Source organism: Pseudomonas fluorescens, assembly GCF_001902145.1.
GTDB classification, from domain to species: domain Bacteria; phylum Pseudomonadota; class Gammaproteobacteria; order Pseudomonadales; family Pseudomonadaceae; genus Aquipseudomonas; species Aquipseudomonas fluorescens_BV.
Genome location: NZ_MRST01000018.1, coordinates 161,955 through 180,260 on the forward strand (window position 1 = coordinate 161,955; position 18,306 = coordinate 180,260).

The following is an 18,306-nucleotide window of genomic DNA, read 5'->3' on the forward strand; positions in this document are numbered from 1 at the left end:
CATTCAAAATTGTTGGAGACAGAAAATGAAAGCGTGGCTTCTGAAAGATTTCGGCTTGGATAATCTGGTGCAGGGCGAAACGGAAACCCCCGTGCCTCAAGCTGGTGAACTGCTGGTTAAAGTAGGCGCTGTATCACTCAATTTCCGGGACAAGGCCATCGTTGACGGCATCTATGAGCCTCACATGGTGCCCAAGCCGCTGATCCCCGTCAGCGATGCGGCGGGGACTGTCGTGGCAGTGGGCGATGGTGTCAGCCGCTTTGCTATCGGAGATCGGGTCAACTCACACCTCTACTCACGCTGGTTGGACGGCATGCCTGGGCCAGATGAACCCAACTACTGCTTCGGCTCGCCATTGCCTGGCGGTCTGGCGCAATACATGATCATCCATGAAGACAGCGCAGTACGTGCCCCCGACAATATGTCAGATGAGGAAGCAGCGACACTTCCAATTGCTGCTCTGACGGCGTGGTATGCGCTTGTCGATTATGGCCAGATCGAGGCCGGCCAAACCGTTTTGGTTCAGGGATCTGGAGGGGTTTCTGTTTTTGCAGCGCAAATTGCTACGGCTTTGGGAGCCCAGGTTATCGTCACCTCCAGCCGTGATGACAATCTGGAAGCTGTAAAAAAGCTGGGCGCTGTTGCTGGCGTGAATTATCGCACTACCCCTGAGTGGGCAGAGGAAGTTCTGAAGCTCACTGACGGCAAGGGAGTGGATCTCCTGCTGGATGTGGCAGGCGGTGACGGCATCAATCAATCGATTGCTGCAACAAAAGCGGGTGGGCGTATCGCACAGATCGGCTTTCTGACAGGCCAAACCTCCGCTCTGAACCTGATGCCTATGATTTTCCGACAAACAACGATTCGCGGCATAGCCGTTGCTCCACGCTCGTCATTTGACCGAATGAACGAATTCTTGAATGAGCACAAGATTCGCCCGGTAATCGACCACGTGTATCCATTCGATCAAGCACGCCAAGCGTACGAACATTTGGCCAGAGGCGCCTTTGGTAAGGTAGTAATCAAAATCGCGCAGGATTAAGCCACTTGGAGTTACGCCGCAAATTTGCGCATTGAAATATGCGCGGTCAGATGTCCACCCAATTCAGGGCGGCAGGGTTCACCCGGTAAGGCAGCTCGCCTGGAAATCGGCAATCTGTTGCCACATCACGATGGGGTTGGAATACATTGGGAAATGTCCGCAATCAGGAATGGGCGCTAGGCGGACCCCCTCCGCCTGGATATGCGAGAGATAGGACAATGAAGCGTTCTGTTCGCCGTACATGAACATCCTTGGGCATTTCAACCCGAGGAATTTGCCCATCAGATCGGCGTTATCGGAGAGATCGACCATCGACTGAAAAATCCCCCGCACCGCACCGGCACGCACCTTGTGCCGCAAGCTCTCGCAATACAGCGCGCTGGCATAGGCCGGGGCGTGTCGGACACGTTCGATGAAGGCCGAAAAAAACGCCTCGGGATCGCTGCTCGGATAGTCGACGACCTGCCGGCTGAGGAAGCAGTCTTCCGGAGCGATATTGCCCTCGATATCGACGAAGCTGAGCACCCGATCCGGAAACTGATGGGCCAGCATCAATGCAGTCAGTCCGCCCATGGAATGGCCGACCAGATGAAAGCGCTCGATGCCGAAATGCGCCAGTACCTGTAATGCCGTCTGCAGCAGAAAGGCAATGGAGATCCTGGAAAGATCATCGCACTGGCTTTCACCACAACCCGGTGCGTCGAACGCCACAAAAGGGTGACCGGAGAATGCGGGCTGCTGCACGATGTCGGCATAATCCTCCTTGGTCGAACCAAAACCGTGCAGGAACACGATCGGCGCAAAGACGCCATCGCGATGGATGGCGGCCACGTTCAGTTGGACACCCTCCACTGTCAGAGGGAGTTGCACATGAGTGAACGTTTCTGGAGAAGACACGTTGTTGACTCCTTGAACGCAAAGGTAGCGCCGAACCTGGGTTGCCGGCAGCCGGGCTCGCAATTTCAAGGAAATCGAGCCTTCTGTAAATTCCTAATGCGGGAAGGCTTTCATACGCCAAACCTATCACTCCTGTTCACGCACAGGGCCTTGGTCGACTCACACACGGGACTGGAGCCGGGTGACCAGTTCCTGCACCAGCGGGTTGGGCCGATCAGCATTCCAGGCCACCGCTGTGGTCACGACATTGACCTTCTGGCTCAGCGCTCGAAATACCACATTGTCCGGCGCCAGTTTTTTCAGCGACACCGGTACCAGTGCGATACCCTGGCCGCAGCTGACAAAGGCAATTTGCGAGGCGACCGAGCGCACTTCATGCAGCACGCGCGGGGAAAAACCGCTGGCGCGGCAGGTCGCGATCAGATTGTCAAAGTAGACCGGGCTGACCTTTCGGGAAAACATCACTAAGGGTTCAGTGGCCAGGCTGGACAGGCTGATTCGCCTGCGCGCAGCCAAGGAGTGATCGCTGGGCAGGGCCACAACCAGGCGGTCCTGAGTCAGCGGCAGTGATTTGATCGAGCCCCCCAGATCACCGTCCAGCCGGGCTAAGGCCAGATCGATATCTCCGGCTTCCAGCGCCGGGACGGCTTCGACGCTATCAATCTCCCGCACGGACACAGTGAGGTGCGGGTAATCACTTTTCAATTGCTCGATCAAATCGGGCAAGACATCAAACATGGCCGTAGAAATCGCGCCGATGGTCAACATCCCGGACTGCCCCGCCACCGCCTCCTCCACGGCGAGTTCCAGCCGCTCCAATTGGTCCGCGAACTTGCGCACGGCCGGCAGAATCGCCGCCCCCACCGGGGTCAGCTTCGCACCACGTCGCGAGCGATCAAACAGCTTGACCTTGAGCGCCTGCTCCAGCACCTGGATCTGCTCGCTCAGCGGTGGCTGGGACATGCCCAGACGCTTGGCCGCTCGGCCGAAATTCTGTTCTTCGGCCACCGCCAGGAACAACCAGAGATGACGAATCAGTCGAAAATTGATCATGATTAATCCATAGGCTTAGCGTATCTAACGCATCTGTGATTAGTAATATACCTATCAAACCGTCTCACTGACACTGGGCGCCTTCGTCACCACCTGGGCTTTCCCATGATCAATAAGAGTTTGCTGGATCGCTTGGCGGCGCTGGATACCAACACGGTCTCCGATGCGCTCGACTTCCTCGGCTTGCCGGGTGCCACCGTTGGGTTGCGCCCGTTGTGGAACTGCCCAAAGATTGTCGGCCGCGCCAGCACCGTACTGCTGGCTCCTAAATCCGACAACGTCCCCACTGTGCACCTGATTACCCCCGTGGTGGAACAGATCGACAGCGATGATCGTGTGCTGGTGATCGCCGGTGGAATTGAAGGCATCTCCTGCTGGGGCGACATCCTCGCCAATGCAGCAGCCAGCAAGAAAGTACGCGGCACGGTAATCGACGGTTTCAGCCGCGACATCGACGGCAGCGAGTCGATTGACTACCCGGTTTATGGCCGCGGCGTGACCATGATCAGTGCCCGCAATCGGGTGGTGCAGATCGATGCCGCCGTAACCATCAACGTGGCAGGCGTCGACGTCAGCGAGAACGACTATGTCATCGCCGATACCTGCGGCACCGTGTTCGTGCCCTCAGCCTATATCGAGAAAGTGCTCGACCTTGGCGAGCGTATTGCCCACCGCCAGGACGGCATGGTCGAGGCTGTTCGCAGCGGTCGCTCAGTCGCCGAAGTGATGCATGACGCCCAATTCGAAGCGATCCACGTGGAGCTCGCGCCCTGATCAGCCAAGGCAAAACCCTTAAAGAAGCCCGGGCCGCACTGGGTTACCACAACCTGCAGAGGAAAGTCTGATGACCACGCTCCCCCTCCCACTGGATGTTCATGCGCGGGTAACTGAGTGGAGAACCCGCGCATGAGCGCCGATATCCAGCGCCTGAACCAGCGTCTGGCCAGTGCGCAGCCGTCCGCGACTTACCGAATCATGGATCGGGTAGCAGAGCGCCGGGCGCAAGGCGCGAAGATTATTTCGCTATGCGCCGGCGAGCCCGATTTCGATACGCCCAAGCATGTACGCGAAGCGGCCATTATTGCCATTGAACACGGGCACACCCGCTACACCCAGGTCGCCGGTGCACGTTCACTGCGAGAAGCGGTGGCGGCCAAGTTCCGCCGTGAAAACGGCCTGGACGTTGCCTGGCAAGACACCGTCATCTGCAACGGTGGCAAGCAGGTGATCTACAACGCCTTGGCCGCGACCCTCAATGAGGGCGACGAAGTCATCGTGCCGGCGCCGTACTGGGTCAGCTACCCGGAGATGGTGGAACTGTGTGGTGGTGAAGCCCGAATCGTTACCTGCGAGGCCGACACCGGTTTCAAGTTGACGCCCTCGGTTCTGGCCGCAGCGATCACACCGCAGACCCGCTGGTTGATCCTCAATTCGCCGGCCAACCCGACCGGCGCGGTGTACAGCCAGGAAGAACTACACGCCCTGGCTGAGGTGTTGCTGGCTCACCCTCACGTGTTGATTTTGGCCGACGACATCTACGAGCACCTGATCTTCGACGATCAAGCGTTCTACACCCTGGCCCAGGTTGAACCACGACTGGCCCCGCGCACCCTGACCATGAACGGCGTTTCCAAAGCCTACGCCATGACCGGCTGGCGCATCGGTTTCGCCACCGGGCCGCGCTGGCTGCTGGACGCTATGGAGAAGCTCCAGGGCCAGCAAACTTCAGGAGCCTGCTCCATCTCCCAACAAGCAGCACTGGCCGCGCTGACCGGCCCGAAGGATTTCATTCACCTAAGCCGCGCCGCGTTCCAGGGGCGCCGCGACATGATGGTCGCGTTGCTCAATGCCACGCCGGGTCTGGCATGTGCCAGCCCCGGCGGCGCGTTTTACGCGTTTGCCTCCTGCGCCGGCCTGATGGGGCGCAGCTCGCCTGCAGGACGGCGGTTGCTCACCGATGAGGACGTCGCCCACGCCTTGCTCGACGAAGCGAACGTTGCGGTGGTCCACGGCAGCGCGTTCGGCCTCGGCCCTTACCTTCGCATCGCCTACGCCCTGGATGATGCTTCCTTGCGCCAGGCCTGCGAGGCAATCCGGCGTTTTTGTGAGGCCTTGCGCTGACCGGGCCGGACGAACAGACTCGGCGAATCGGCATCCAATCACTTCCAACGGTTCTGACTGCACATGATTACCTTCAAACAACTGGAAGCGATCTATTGGATCGTCGAACTGGGCAATTTCGAGTCGGCGGCCATGAAGCTGAACATGTCCCAGTCAGCCATCTCCAAGCGTATCCAGGAACTGGAGGAAGTGTTCGACATGCCCATCTTCGACCGTTCCAGGCGCAGCGCCCGGCTCACCGAGAAAGGCGCCGAGCTGTTCGAGGAAGCGTCGCAGATCCTGCGCCAGCGCGACTATCTGCTTGAGCGCATCAGCGCCAAGGAAGTGCTGGTCAGGCGCTTTCGTATCGGCGTGACCGAACTGACCGCCATCACCTGGTTGCCGGCGCTGATCGAAGCCATTCGCAGCGCCTACCCGAAAGTGGTGCTGGAACCTTCGGTGGAGCTCAGCACTGAACTGGTGGCCAAGCTGGAGAACGATCAGCTCGACCTGATCATCGTGCCCGACATTTTCGCCGACGCACGTTTTGTCAGCACCGCACTCAGTTCGGTGGAGAACGCCTGGATGTGCGCGCCCTCGCTGTATCAGGGCGGCGCCAGCGTGAACATGCAGACCCTGTCGTCGTACACCGTGCTCACCCAGGGCGGCAGTTCCGGGACGGGCTTGATTTACGATCGCTGGCTCGCCCAGAACGACGTACGCCTTAACCGTACCCTCAAGAGCAACTACCTGATCGCCCAACTGGGCCTGACCCTCTCCGGCGTGGGCATCAGCTATTTGCCGCGCCAATGCCTCTCGCCGCTGGTCGACCAGGGGCGGTTGCAGGTGATCGAAACCGAACCTGCGTTGCCGCCGATCCACTACATCGCCGCACACCGTGCCGATCGGCTTCAGGGCTTGAGCGTCGAGGTCGCGCGCCTGGCCGCCGAGCTGTGTGATTTCAGCAAGATGGTCTGGTGATCCCGCGCTCAAAAGAAGAAAAAAAGTGATGGGATTGCATAGATAAATATCGCTAATCCTGGTCAACGACCTTTCTTAAGATGCGCTTATCGCCCGCCAGGGTTATTTGTAAGTGAGGTCGCCATGTCATTGCCCGGTTCACGCATCCACCCTTCTCCACCCCAAGCCCCGAGCTCGCTGCTGGATGCATTCCGGTCCGTGGTCACGCCCCATATCAGCGACAACCTGGGACGCCACATCGGGGCCCGGGGCCTGACGCGCTACAACCTCACCGGCAAGCTGGTAGGCACTGCGCTCACGGTAAAAACCCGCCCTGGCGACAACCTGTACATCTACAAGGCATTGACCCTGATCGAACCGGGCCATGTGCTGGTGATCGACGCCCAGGGAGATGACACCAACGCCGTGATCGGCGAACTGATCAAGCTCTACGCGCAGCAACGCGGCTGTGTCGGCTTCGTCGTCGACGGCGCCATTCGCGACGTCGCCAGCTTCCAGGACACCCCCTGCTATGCGCGCAGCGTGGTGCATTGCGGCCCCTACAAGAGCGGCCCCGGCGAGATCAACGTGCCGGTCTCGATCGGCGGGATGATCGTCAACCCCGGCGACATCCTGGTCGGCGACGAAGATGGCCTGGTGGCGTTCGCTCCAGACGTCGCCGAGGAGCTCCTGCGCAAGGCCCACGAACACGACGCCCATGAACAGGAAGTCAAAGCCGAAATCGCCACCGGGGCGATCGATCAGTCCTGGTTGGACAGGGTGCTGGAAAAAGCCGGGCTGGCGAACTGACGCCCGGTTTACCGGTGCGCTGGCAATGCCCCCATCCGCACCACGAAACGCTTGACCAGACAACCGATAAAAACAAGGTCCGCTTCCATGTCCATGCCCGAAGTCTTGAAGCCTGCGGTGCGCAGCAGATACCGCTGGGTCGTTGCCACGCTGATTTTCCTGATCTACACCATTGCCGCCGCCGATCGCGCCAACCTTGGCGTGGCGCTGCCTTTCATCCGTAAAGAATTCGAGATGAGCAACGCCGAAGCGGGTGGCTTGATGAGCCTGTTCCTGCTGGCTTATGCCATGGCGCAGATTCCCTCCGGTTTTGCCTTTGGACGGTTTGGCGTCAGCAAGATTCTTCCGGGGGCGATGATCCTGACCTCCGCGATGACCGGACTGGTCGGCACCGCCGGCTCGTTGCTGGCGTTGAAACTGTATCGCCTGGGCCTCGGCCTGGCCGAAGGTCCGTTGCCGATCAGCATGACGACCACCATCAACAACTGGTTCCCACCACGGGAAAAAGGCACGGCGTCGGGCATCTTCCTGTCTGCCGTCAAATTCGGCCCGGTGATCGTGCCGCCACTCTGCGCGGTGATCATTTCGGTCTGGGGCTGGCGAGAGATTTTCTACTTCTTCGCCATACCGGGCATCGTCCTCGCCGTGGTCTGGTACTTCATGGTGGCGGACCATCCGTCGCGCAGTCGCTTCGTCAACGAAGCCGAACTCAACTACATCGCCGACGACCAACCCGTCGCCCAGGCCGCCGAGGCCGCCGAGGCTGTACGACCAGCGGAACCGCCGGCGTGGGTCAAGAAACTCGATCGGTTCATTCGCTCCCGTGAAGTGGTTGCCCTTGAAACCAACCGGCAAGTGTTCAAGTCGTGGAATATCTGGGGCTGCGCCACCAGCTATTGCTTCCAGCTCGGTGTCTCGAGCGTGCTGCTGGCCTGGATTCCGACCTACCTGATGACCGTCAAACAGTTCTCGATCATGAACATGGGGCTGGTGTCTGCCGCGCCGTGGGTGGGCGCCGTGCTGGGCAACCTGCTCGGCGGCCTCTGCTCGGACCGGTTGATGGGCGGTCGGCGCAAACCCGGCATGCTCCTGTCGGCCCTGGGTACCTCGGTGATGATGTACCTGCTGATCAACTCCCCCGCAGAGCCCCTGCCCTATGGGCTGCTGCTGATGCTGACCGGGGTGGTCCTCAGCCTCGGGTTTTCCTCCTACATGGTTTACCCGATGGGCCTCACCACCAAGAAAACGTTCCCCATTTCCAACGCCGTGGTGAACATGATCGGGCAGCTGGGCGCGGCCGCGACGCCGTTCATTACCGGCCTGTTGCTGGACAACTATGGCTGGAACTACGTGTTCGCCTGGCTGGCGATCGGCTCGTTCATCAGCTTCATCATCCTGCTGACCATCGCCGAGCCAAGGCCCGCTGCCCGTGCCGATTGACTCTGCCAAAAACCACCCGTGCGCAGCGCCTTGAGCTGCGCTGATCTGAAGAACAAGAGGAATATCTATGTCACCCGAAGACCAGGAACTGGTTGCCCTGTTTGAAGGCCTGGATACGCCTGGCGTGTCCGACGCGCTGGACAAACTCGATCTGCCCGGGCAATGCCTGGGGGTCATGCCGCTGGATAACTACCGTCAGGTGGTGGTCGGCCCGGCGTTCACCGTGCGCTACGTCAGTGCCAGTTGCCCACCGGGAACGGTCGGTGACTTCATTGATGATGTTGCCGAAGGCGATGTCGTGGTCATCGACAATGACGGGCGCACCGACTGCACGGTCTGGGGCGACATCATGACCCAATATGCCGGCAGCAAACGCATCGCCGCGACGGTGATCGATGGCGTGTGCCGGGACGTCAGCAAGGCATTGGGCGACGGGTATCCGCTGTTCAGCAAAGGCCGGTTCATGCGCACCGGCAAAGACCGGGTCGAAGTCGCCTCGGTCAATCAACCGGTCTCCATCGGCCAGGCCCGGGTCTGCGCCAGGGACATCGTGGTCGCCGACGCCAATGGCGTGGTGATCGTTCCTCGAGACAGGGCCCGCGAGGTGGCAGCATGTGCCCGCTCGATTGAAACGGTGGAAAGCCGTATTCGTGAACTGATCGCCGAGGGCAATTCCCTCAGGGAAGCCAGGGATCTGTTGGGCTACCACACCCTGCAACGCAAACCCTGATCGTCCCGTGCGCTGATAGCCGTTTCTCTTGCCCTCACAGCCTGCCCACGACAGTGCAATGTGATGATGTTAGTGCCAAAAACGCGCGGCCCCTGGTCGAAAATGGCCTGAGGCATCTGACAATGCTTGCCGCAGGCCGTACCTGTTTGGCTACATTGCCAAACAGGTGATTGGGCTTAGCGAGTGGTTCAGAAGTTGTACCGGAACGACGTCATGAAGTTGCGCGGGGCGCCATACATGCCGTCGTAGTAGACCATCGAGTAGTATTCACGATCGAACAGGTTGTTGACGTTGAGCGAGGCGCTGAGGTTTTTGGTGATGTCGTAACGGGCCATCAGGTTGGTGACCGCGTAGCTGCCCTGCTCGTAGTAGCGCAGGTCTTCGCCTATCTTCGACTGCCAGTTCACGCCACCGCCGACGGTGATCTTGTCCAGCACGCCGGGCAGGCGATACGAGGTGAAGGTCTTGAGCATGTGGCGCGGCGCGTTGGTGACAATGCGCGCGTCTTCGGCGTTGGTGGTGACGCTGTAGGCGTAGCCCGCAGACGCTTGCCAGCCTTGCGCCAGTTCGCCGTTCAGCTCCAGCTCGACGCCCTTGGTCTCGGTGCTTTGCTCCAGGCGATAGGCTTGGGTGTCAGACATCCATACCGCGAGGTTGTCCTGCTCAAGCTTGAACAGGGCCAGGCTGGTGTTGAGTTTCTCGTCGAAAAATGTGCCTTTGACCCCCACCTCGTAGCCTTTGCCTTCGGTCGGTGCGAGCGACTTGTTGTTGATGTCGCGAACGTAGGACGCCTGCGGGTTGAAGATCTTGGTGTAACTGGCGTACAGCGACCAGTTGTCATCCAGGTCGTAAACCACACCGGCGTAGGGCGTGAAAATACCGGTTTCCCGTTCCTTCACAGTGCTCGCTTCACCGCCGTAGGGTTTGGTGTCGGTGTCACGCTTCCAGTCGGTCAGGCGACCGCCGAGGGTGAAGGTCAGGTCATCGGTGACGTGAAAGCGCGAGGTCAGGTAAGTGCCCAGCTGCTTCTCTTCCATGCGGCCCTTGCTCACGACCGGCGTGGCCGGTTTCGGCGAGTTGCCGTCCCAGTGGTTGATGTCCGGAACGTTGAAGCTGTAGTCGCGCAGCCAGTCGCCGTAGCTCGGCGTGGACTCTTTGTAGTGGGTCGCGGTCACACCGAGGATCAACTCATGCTCGCGACCGAACAACGAAAACGGACCGGTGAGGTAGGCGTCGATGTTGTCCTGGCGCGGCGTGCCGGACCAGCGTACGGGCAGCAGGCCGGTGCCGGAACCGGTGGCCTGGTCGAGGGTGCCGGTGGCCACGGCATAGAGTTGGTCGAACTTGTTCTCGGTGTGGCCGTATTCGATCTTGCCGCTCCAGCCGTTATCGAACTGATGTTCGACGGAGGTGAAGAAGTTGGTTTGATCGTGGTCGTTATAAGACCAGTCCGGCGAGGTGTTGAGCGAGCGACGTACGTGGGATTTTTCGCCGTTGCTGAAGTACGACGGATAGCCGCCCCGCATGGGCGAGTCGACCTGGGTTTTCTGATAGCTGAAACCGACGGTCAGCAGGGTGGCCTCGCTGAGGTCGAATTCTGTGATGCCGTAGACCAGTTGCGAGTCCTGCTTGAAGCGATCAACCCACGAACCTTGGGTCTTGTAATCGACGACCAACCGGCCACGCACGTTGCCGGATTCGGTCAGCGGGCCGGAAACGTCCATGCCGGTGCCGTAGCGATTCCAGTTGCCGGCCTCGCCAGTCACGCTGGCCTGGGCTTGGGCGGTCGGACGCTTGCGGATCAGGTTGATGGTCGCCGATGGATTGCCCAGGCCGCTGATCAGGCCGGTGGCACCCCGCACGACTTCCACGCGGTCGTACATCGCGGTGCTTTGGGTATAGTTGTCCAGACGCGTCGAGGTGGGTACGCCGTCGACTTCGAAGTTCTGGATCTGCGAGCCGCGCGACCAGTAAGTGTCGTTCTCGGTGCCCATGCCGTTGCGGGTCACGGTGATACCGGCGGTGGCGTCGAGCACGTCGGTCAGGTTGGTCAGCTTCTGGTCATCCAGACGCTGACGGGTCAATACGGTGACCGACTGCGGCGTTTCCCGCGGCGTCAGGTTCAGACGCGTCGAGCTGCTGGACGAGTAAGTGGTGTACAGCCCGGTACCTTCGGTCTGCGAGCCCGGCGCCTTGCCGGAAATCGATATCGCGCCCAACTCCAGTGCGCTTGCCGCGCCTGGCTGCAACTGATAGCTCCGCTCGCCGGTCTGCACCACCGTCAACTCACTGCCGGCCAACAAGGTCTGCAGTGCCTGGTCCACGGTATAGCTACCGTGCAGCGCCGGGCCTGTCTTGCCGGCGATCAGTGCGGCATTGCCCGCCAGGTAGATCCCGGCTTGGACCGAAAGCTGGTTGAGTTGGTCGGCCAGGGCGCCGGCGGGCAGGTCGAAGCGCTGCTCGCTCGTCTGTGCAGCGGCTGTCGCGAACGACGCTACGCTCAGGCTAGCCGGTAGGGCCAGGGCCAGGGTGATGGTCAACGCCAAGGAGTGTGGTGAGTTACGCAGGCATGAAGGCATAAACAGTTCCGGTCGAAGGAGGCATTAAGCCGTTGTCCTTCTCTAATTCGAATGAACATGCAAAACCGGAAGCACGGGAGTGAAAAAATATCAGCGCGCAACCACCGTGACCCACCAGGCAAATCGCCGCTCGATGCGCACGGGCAGCACGCGCTCGAGCATGGCCAGTACCTGGTCGGTATCCGCCAACGGGAAGATACCCATCACCCGCAGATTGGCAACCTGCGGGTCGATCCCCAGATGGCCATGGCGATAGCTGGCCAACTCATCGATAAAATCTGCCAAGCGCATATCGTCCGCCATCAACACCCCTTTCATCCAGGCTTCGCGCCCAGGCTGGGCGCGTTGCGTAGAGGACAGGCTCTGGCGGTCGAAGGTAAGCCCCTGCCCTGCTGGCACGATGCGGGCTTCATGGGTGTCGCCACAGCTCGCCTGCACGCTGCCTTCGTACACGTTGAGTAACGTGCGACCACCCTGCTCTCGTACGCTGAAGCGCGTGCCGATGGGGCGTAGACGTCCTTGCGGGGTGTCGACCACGAAAGGCCGCCGGTCGTTGCCGGTACTGATCAGGATTTCGCCGCTGTAAAGTTTCAACTCGCGTTGATCGACGCTGAAATTCACATCCAGCGCCGTGCCGCTGTTGAGCCAAAGGCGCGTGCCATCGGCCAAACGCTGCTCACCCAGTGGCGTGGTACCGGTGTAAAAATCGGTGGTCCAGCGCTCTGGCAACCAACGCTGTTGCCAACTGCCCCAGCCCAGGAGTGCGCCCCCCATCAGCACCGACAAGCCGCGCAAGGCCTGGCGGCGCGAGCGCTGGGAATGGCGCAGGGTCTCCAGCGTTTGGTTGGCGCCCGCAACATCGTCCTGCAACGGTGCAAAGCGCTGCCCCACCCGTGCGACATAGCTCCAGGCCAGGCGATTGAGTTCACTGTGGGCATGCCATTGACGCCAGGCCTCCTGCAGCGGCAAGGCATTGGGCTCGGCGCTCAGGCGGGCGAACCAGTCGGCGGCTTGTTGCAAGGTGGCATGGTCCAGGCCGCCAGGGCGGGTGCTCATGACAGCACTCCGTCCAGCTCGGCTTCCAGTACCAGGCACTTGAACATCGCCTGTTGGATGTATTTGGTGACGGTGCGCTCGCTCACGCCAATGCGCAGCGCAATCTCGCGATAGCTCAAACCTTCGATCTGGGCCAGACAAAACGCCTCTGACACCTTGATCGGCAGGCCATCTAGCATTGCCTGCAAGTGCACGAGCGCTTCAAGCACCAAGGCGCGGTGTTCTTCAGACGGTGCGCACGCCTCAGGCCGACTCGCCAATACCTCAAGCCAGGCTTGCTCCACCTGCTTGCGCCGAAAGAAGTCCACACACACGTTGCGAGAAAGCGTGCTCAGGTACGCGCGCGCATGCATCTCGCTGTCAAACTCACGCGGGTGGCCCAACAAGCGCACAAACACATCATGGGCCAGTTCGGCGGCATCACTGACATTGCCGAGTTTTCTCGCCAGCCAACGCTGTATCCAGCCGTGATGGGCGACATACAAGCTGCCAACGCTATACGGCGCAACAGTGGGCTCAGGTAGATAAGGCATCGAAAATGCTTACGAATAGGAATTGTTACCAATAGTAATAGGGAAAGATTCACACCACAACAGGAGCCGGATGGCGCCAGGCTTGAATCCGGACCTGCACAGGCCTACCCTGCACGCGTCGAACAATCACCCAGTACGTCAAGGACGACTTCAAATGTGGGATGGCAGCGTTACCTTTGGCGATTCATGGGCCGGCTACATTGGCCGCGCGGATCAAAACACTGCTCACTCCCATGTCGCCATCCAGCTGTGCATCGGCGTAGGCCAACCTGCCAGCGTGGAGCTGCCCGGAAGGGTACTCCGTGCGGCCGGTGTGATCATCGGCCCCAACGTCGAACACCGTGCCGTGGCCGAGAGTCATCCGGTCGCATTCCTGTATGTCAGCCCCGACACGGTACTGGGCCGCGCGCTCAATGCCTTGCTGCAAGACGATGGCATCGCCCTGGCCAGTGAAGAACTGCTGGAATGCTTTCGCCGCAGCACCTCCCTGTCGCACTTTGTCGACGCCCTCTCACGTGTGCTGGCCATTACCCCGCCAATCGACCATAGGCTTCACAAAGCCTTGAATATTTTGCGCCTGGACCGCGACGGCCCAGGTTGCGTCAGTCGCGCTGCCCAGGCGGTGGGGTTGTCCAGCCCGCGCTTGCGCTGCGTCGCCACCCACCAGATGGGTGTTTCCCTCTCACAGTGGATCATCTGGAACAAATTGGAACGGGCCTCCAAATCCCTCGCCGGGGGGGCGACGTTATCGGACGCCGCCGCCGACGGCGGTTTCTCCGACCAGGCGCACCTGGCCCGCATGATGCGCCGCATGATTGGCATGACGCCGCGCACCGCGGCCGAGGTTTTGCGCAAGGCAAGCGTTTCGTTCAAGACGCGCCGATATCAAAACGCCAATATCGATCGCATCTGATTCGCGACAACGTCAAGCCTCTCCAGCAGACCACCTCAGTGCCACCGAAAGTGAATGAAAAGTGTTCGCCCGGGCGCCCGTGTCTGCGAATCGGCAAGCTGGTCGAAAGTGCCCAGCCCACGGTGGGTCGCCCTGTGCGGGAGGTTCACAGCGTTTCTGGGCCTGCTTGACCTCAACGCGCATCGACAGGGAGTACCACATGACCAAAGGCAAGTTGATAAAACTGACGCTGTGCGGCGTCGTGGTCGGCGGGTTGCTGATACTGGGCTGGCAGCGCTGGCAGTATTCCAGCACCTACGTAAGTACCGACAACGCCGAACTCGACGGAGTGATCATCCCGGTACGGGCCAAGCTTTCGGGCGTGGTGAGCAGTGTGCCGGTGGTAGACAACGTCACGGTACAAAGCGGCGACCTGCTGTTTCAGATCCGCGACAACGAGTACCGCTACCAGTTGCAGCAGCGCGAAGCACAGTGGCATGCGCTGCTCGCCGCCGCCGGGCGCGCAGGCGTTCCGGGGGCGCTGGACAGCCAGGTGCTCGGCGCGGTGGCCATGCGCGAGGCTGCGAAAGCGGCCCTGGCGCAATCGAGTGCCAACCTTGAGCAAGCGCGCAACGACTATCAGCGTGCCCGTCGCCTCGGCGCCCAAGGCGTGCTGAGCACCCAGGACCTGGAAGTGGCCAAGGCGCGTTTCGACGCCCTCAGCCATGCCCAGGAGGCGGCACGCAGCAACGCCCAGGCCGCCGCCCAAAGCACCTTGGCCAACAAGGCCGAACTCAAGGTACAGGACTATCGGATCGCGGCTGCGCAAGCTGAGCTGGAACAATCCAGGATCCAGCTCGACGACACCCGCCAGACCGCGCCGGTGCGCAGCATTGTCTCGAAAAAAGAGGTGGAGCCCGGCCAGTTTGTGGTCGCCGGCCAAAAGCTCATGAGCCTGATCGCCACCGAGCCGCTGTGGATTACCGCCAACTTCAAGGAGACCCAGGTGGGCCGCGTGCGTGTCGGCCAGAACGCCCGCGTCACCGTGGATGCCTTCCCCGGGCACGCCTTTGACGGCGTCGTCGAAAGCCTGGCACCGGCCACCGGGGCGAAGTTCTCATTGCTGCCCCAGGAGAATGCCACGGGCAACTTCACCAAGGTGGTGCAGCGCGTGCAGGTGCGCATCGCGCTCAACGATGTGCCGGATGACTACAAGTCGCTGTTGAGGCCGGGCATGAGTGCGTTTGTCGAAGTGGCCGCACCTGACGACGCCGGCCAGACGCTATGAGGTCGCCCTACCTGATCGCGTTTACCGTCACGCTGGTCTCGATGATGGAGTTGCTCGATGTCACCATCGTCAACGTAGCGATTCCCAGCCTGATGGGCACCTACGGTGCGTCGGTCGATGAAATCTCCTGGGTCTCCACCGGTTATGTGGTGGCCAACGTGGTGATTCTGCCGGTCAGTGGCTGGCTGTCGGCGTGGTTCGGCCGGCGGACTTATTACCTGGTCTCTACTGCGCTGTTCGTACTGGCCTCGTTGGGTTGCGCGATGTCTGCCGAGCTCTGGCAACTGGTCGCGTTCCGGGTGCTGCAAGGTCTGGCGGGCGGCGGTTTGCTGGGGATTTCCCAGGCAATCATCTACGACGTGTTCCCCAAGGAAAAAGTCAGCAGCGGCATGGCGCTGTACGGCGTGGGCGTGATGATGGGGCCGACCCTGGGCCCGACGGTCGGCGGCTACCTGATCGACACGTTGTCGTGGCATTGGATCTTCTTGATCAACGTGCCGATCGGTGCCGTGGCCTTGTTGCTGTGTTGGCTGTGTATCAATGACTCGCCCAACGAACAAAAGCCTTCCAGCGTCGACTACAGCGGCTTCTGCTTGCTGGCCCTGGGCGTGGGCAGCCTGCAGATCCTGCTGGAGCGCGGTGAACACTGGGACTGGATGGCGTCCAACTGGACCGTGGCCTGCCTGTTGCTCAGCAGCTTCAGCCTGGTGGGGTTCTTCTGGTGGGAGCGGCGTGTGGCCAACCCGATCGTCAACGTCGCTTTGTTCCAGAACCGCGAGTTCCTGATGGGGTGCATCTGTGCGTTTTGCGTGGGCTTCGGGCTGTACAGCACCTTGTTCATGGTGCCGCTGTTCTTGCAGACCTTGCTGGCGCAGAGCGCTTACCAGAGCGGGCTGGTGATATTCCCTGGGGCCGTGGCCAGCGCCATCAGCACCTTGGTGATCGGCAAGCTGTCCCAGGAAAACAAGATCGACGAGCGCGTGTTCGTCACCCTGGGCATCGTCATGTACTGCTATGCGATGTTCCTGCACACCCAGTTCACCCTCGACAGTAACCCGGACACGCTGTACTGGCCCTTGGTGATCCGCGGCCTGGGCCTGGGCATGATCTTCGTGCCGCTGACCAACCTGGCAATGCGCCGCCTGCCGCTGACCTTGATCTCCGGTGCTTCGGGCGTACTCAACCTGATGCGCCAGTTGGGGGGCAGCGTTGGCATCGCCATCGCAGCCACCCTGCTCACACGGTTCTCTTGGGAACGCTACCGCCTGCTTTGCGAACATGTCACCGAATCGGGCCTGGTCGCCAGCGGCTGGGGCGGTGTGGAAACCGACCCGCTGTTTCTTTCCCTGGGCCTGGCAAGCCATCAGCAGGCCCTGGCCCTGATGCCTTATCTGCAAGCGCGCGAGCAAGGGCAAATGCTGGCGTTCAGCATGTTGTTCGGCACCTTGGGAGCGGTAATGGCCATCGGTATTCCCATGGTGCTGATGATGCGCAGAAGCCACGTCAGTCGATAAATATTTCAGTGGAGCACACCCCTTGCGTATTCCAGGCCCGCATCTAGACACCACCACCCTGCTCATGCCCCTGTATTGGCTGGCACTCGCCTGCGCGCCCACCCAGGTATCGGCAGATGACTTGTATCACCTGTACCAGAAGGCGCTGACCCACGACATGCAGTTCGCCGCCGCACAGGCCCAGCAATTAGCCACGGCGGAAAAGGAACCGCAAAGCCGTGCCAACCTGTTGCCGGACCTGTCTGTCACCGGCGGCGCGGCCTGGGTCGATGCCGACGACTCTTCGGACTATCATCGCAATCGCAATAACACCAATGCCTACGCCGTGGTCCTCACACAGCCGCTGCTGCGTTGGCAGAATGTGATCGCCCACGACCAAAGCAAACTGTTGATCAGCGCCAGTGAACTGCACACCGAGCAAGCCCGCCAAACGCTGATGCTGCGCGTCGCCCGTGCTTATTTCGACGTGCTGCTCAACCAGGAACTGTTGAACACCCGCACGCAACAGCTGCAAACCCTGCGCGAGAGCCAGGCACGCAGCCAGCGACTGCTGGCCGACGGCGCCACCACCGCTAACGCGCTCGCCCAGGTACAGGCCAAGTACGACCAGGCATTCGCCGAACAGGTGGCCGCCCGTGGTGCACTGGACATTGCCAACGAAACACTCACCCAATTGACGGCCGCACAGGCGGGCTCGTGGTCCGGCAAAGAGCCGCAGTTCAGTGCCCCGGTACCTGCGGCCATCGATGAATGGGCCACGACCGCGCAACAAGGCAACCTCGCCGTGCAGGCGGCGCAGATTGCCCAGCGCCTGGCCGAAATGGACATCGACAAGGAACGGGCCGGGCATTTGCCGACCCTTGATCTGATCGCCGCCCATGGCCGCTTCGCCTCTGTCGGCGGTGATGTCTACGACGTGACGTTGCCGGAAAATCGCTATAACCAGACCGTGGTCGGAGTCAAACTGAGCGTTCCACTCTACAGCGGTGGCCGCACCAGCAGTCGCGTGCGCCAAGCCCATGCACTGCAAAGCAAGGCGGCGGACGAAGTCGAGGATGCACGCCGCACCGCCGGGCTGAAGGCACGTCAGGCCTACCTGCAAGTCACCAACGGCATGAGCCAATACCAGGCCCTCAAGCAGGCCTTGAACTCCAGCCAGATCAACCTTGCCGCCGTGACCCACGGCTTCGAAGCCGGCTCGCGTATCAACACTGATGTACTGGACGCCCAACAGAAAGTCACTGATACCCAGCAACGCCTGGCCCAACAGCGCTATGCGATCCTGATGGCGCAGTTGAACCTGCTGGCATCGACCGGCAACCTGAGCGACGCGCGCCTGCGTGATGTCAGCCGTGCACTGAACTGAGGCGCGGATCAAAGCGCTGACATTCACCCAACAGAGGGGCTAAGTT

At 60.9% G+C, this 18,306-nt stretch carries 16 protein-coding genes; 11 read left to right on the forward strand and 5 right to left on the reverse strand.

Annotation, left to right across the window (positions count from 1 at the left end):
• Nucleotides 1-25: 25 nt before the first annotated feature.
• A complete protein-coding gene (locus tag BUE92_RS05760) occupies nt 26-1,042 on the forward strand; it encodes a zinc-dependent alcohol dehydrogenase family protein (protein ID WP_073522459.1) in 1,017 nt (338 codons plus the stop codon).
• Between the two features lie 78 nt (nt 1,043-1,120).
• Here BUE92_RS05760 and BUE92_RS05765 read toward each other — a convergent pair whose 3' ends face one another.
• Together BUE92_RS05765 and BUE92_RS05770 are read right to left on the reverse strand one after the other, a co-directional pair.
• Nucleotides 1,121-1,939: an alpha/beta fold hydrolase gene (locus BUE92_RS05765; RefSeq protein WP_073522460.1), complete on the reverse strand. Its 819-nt coding sequence runs from the start codon at nt 1,937-1,939 to the stop codon at nt 1,121-1,123.
• A gap of 159 nt (nt 1,940-2,098) precedes the next feature.
• Nucleotides 2,099-2,992 carry a LysR family transcriptional regulator gene (locus BUE92_RS05770; protein WP_073522461.1) on the reverse strand — a complete coding sequence of 298 codons (894 nt, stop codon included), beginning with the start codon at nt 2,990-2,992 and terminating at the stop codon, nt 2,099-2,101.
• Nucleotides 2,993-3,097: 105 nt separating this feature from the next.
• Between BUE92_RS05770 and BUE92_RS05775 the strand changes: the two genes are divergently transcribed.
• The 6 genes from BUE92_RS05775 (at nt 3,098) to BUE92_RS05800 (ending at nt 9,032) form a co-directional block, all read left to right on the forward strand.
• Nucleotides 3,098-3,766, forward strand: coding sequence for an RraA family protein (locus tag BUE92_RS05775; protein WP_073522462.1), 669 nt, complete (start codon nt 3,098-3,100; stop codon nt 3,764-3,766).
• Between the two features lie 132 nt (nt 3,767-3,898).
• Complete coding sequence (locus BUE92_RS05780) at nt 3,899-5,113, forward strand: pyridoxal phosphate-dependent aminotransferase (protein WP_073522463.1); 1,215 nt, start codon at nt 3,899-3,901, stop codon at nt 5,111-5,113.
• A gap of 63 nt (nt 5,114-5,176) precedes the next feature.
• On the forward strand, nt 5,177-6,073 hold the full coding sequence (locus BUE92_RS05785) for a LysR family transcriptional regulator (RefSeq protein ID WP_073522465.1): 897 nt from the start codon (nt 5,177-5,179) through the stop codon (nt 6,071-6,073).
• Between the two features lie 123 nt (nt 6,074-6,196).
• Entirely contained in the window at nt 6,197-6,862 is a 666-nt protein-coding gene (locus tag BUE92_RS05790) for an RraA family protein (RefSeq protein ID WP_073522466.1), read from the forward strand.
• A gap of 87 nt (nt 6,863-6,949) precedes the next feature.
• Complete coding sequence (locus BUE92_RS05795; RefSeq protein WP_256673938.1) at nt 6,950-8,302, forward strand: MFS transporter; 1,353 nt, start codon at nt 6,950-6,952, stop codon at nt 8,300-8,302.
• A gap of 67 nt (nt 8,303-8,369) precedes the next feature.
• Nucleotides 8,370-9,032: an RraA family protein gene (locus tag BUE92_RS05800; RefSeq protein WP_073522467.1), complete on the forward strand. Its 663-nt coding sequence runs from the start codon at nt 8,370-8,372 to the stop codon at nt 9,030-9,032.
• 188 nt (nt 9,033-9,220) lie between these two features.
• On the opposite strand, the gene BUE92_RS05805 is transcribed toward BUE92_RS05800, so the two are convergent.
• From BUE92_RS05805 to BUE92_RS05815, 3 genes are all read right to left on the reverse strand, one after another.
• The gene (locus tag BUE92_RS05805) at nt 9,221-11,611 is read right to left on the reverse strand and encodes a TonB-dependent siderophore receptor (protein ID WP_073522468.1); all 2,391 of its coding nucleotides are present in this window, start codon (nt 11,609-11,611) and stop codon (nt 9,221-9,223) included.
• 90 nt (nt 11,612-11,701) lie between these two features.
• Nucleotides 11,702-12,667 (reverse strand): FecR domain-containing protein, encoded by a 966-nt coding sequence (locus BUE92_RS05810; RefSeq protein WP_081372171.1) that lies wholly within the window; start codon nt 12,665-12,667, stop codon nt 11,702-11,704.
• On the reverse strand, nt 12,664-13,200 hold the full coding sequence (locus BUE92_RS05815) for a sigma-70 family RNA polymerase sigma factor (RefSeq protein WP_073522469.1): 537 nt from the start codon (nt 13,198-13,200) through the stop codon (nt 12,664-12,666). Before BUE92_RS05815 ends, BUE92_RS05810 begins: the two co-directional genes overlap by 4 nt.
• A gap of 154 nt (nt 13,201-13,354) precedes the next feature.
• Here BUE92_RS05815 and BUE92_RS05820 point away from each other — a divergent pair, with 154 nt between their 5' ends.
• The 4 genes from BUE92_RS05820 (at nt 13,355) to BUE92_RS05835 (ending at nt 18,260) form a co-directional block, all read left to right on the forward strand.
• Nucleotides 13,355-14,113 (forward strand): AraC family transcriptional regulator, encoded by a 759-nt coding sequence (locus BUE92_RS05820; protein ID WP_073522470.1) that lies wholly within the window; start codon nt 13,355-13,357, stop codon nt 14,111-14,113.
• Between the two features lie 199 nt (nt 14,114-14,312).
• Nucleotides 14,313-15,380 (forward strand): HlyD family secretion protein, encoded by a 1,068-nt coding sequence (locus BUE92_RS05825; RefSeq protein WP_073522471.1) that lies wholly within the window; start codon nt 14,313-14,315, stop codon nt 15,378-15,380.
• Nucleotides 15,377-16,894: a DHA2 family efflux MFS transporter permease subunit gene (locus BUE92_RS05830; protein ID WP_073522472.1), complete on the forward strand. Its 1,518-nt coding sequence runs from the start codon at nt 15,377-15,379 to the stop codon at nt 16,892-16,894. The genes BUE92_RS05825 and BUE92_RS05830 overlap by 4 nt, the downstream gene beginning before the upstream one ends.
• Before the next feature lie 22 nt (nt 16,895-16,916).
• Entirely contained in the window at nt 16,917-18,260 is a 1,344-nt protein-coding gene (locus tag BUE92_RS05835) for a TolC family outer membrane protein (RefSeq protein WP_073522473.1), read from the forward strand.
• Nucleotides 18,261-18,306: the final 46 nt, after the last annotated feature.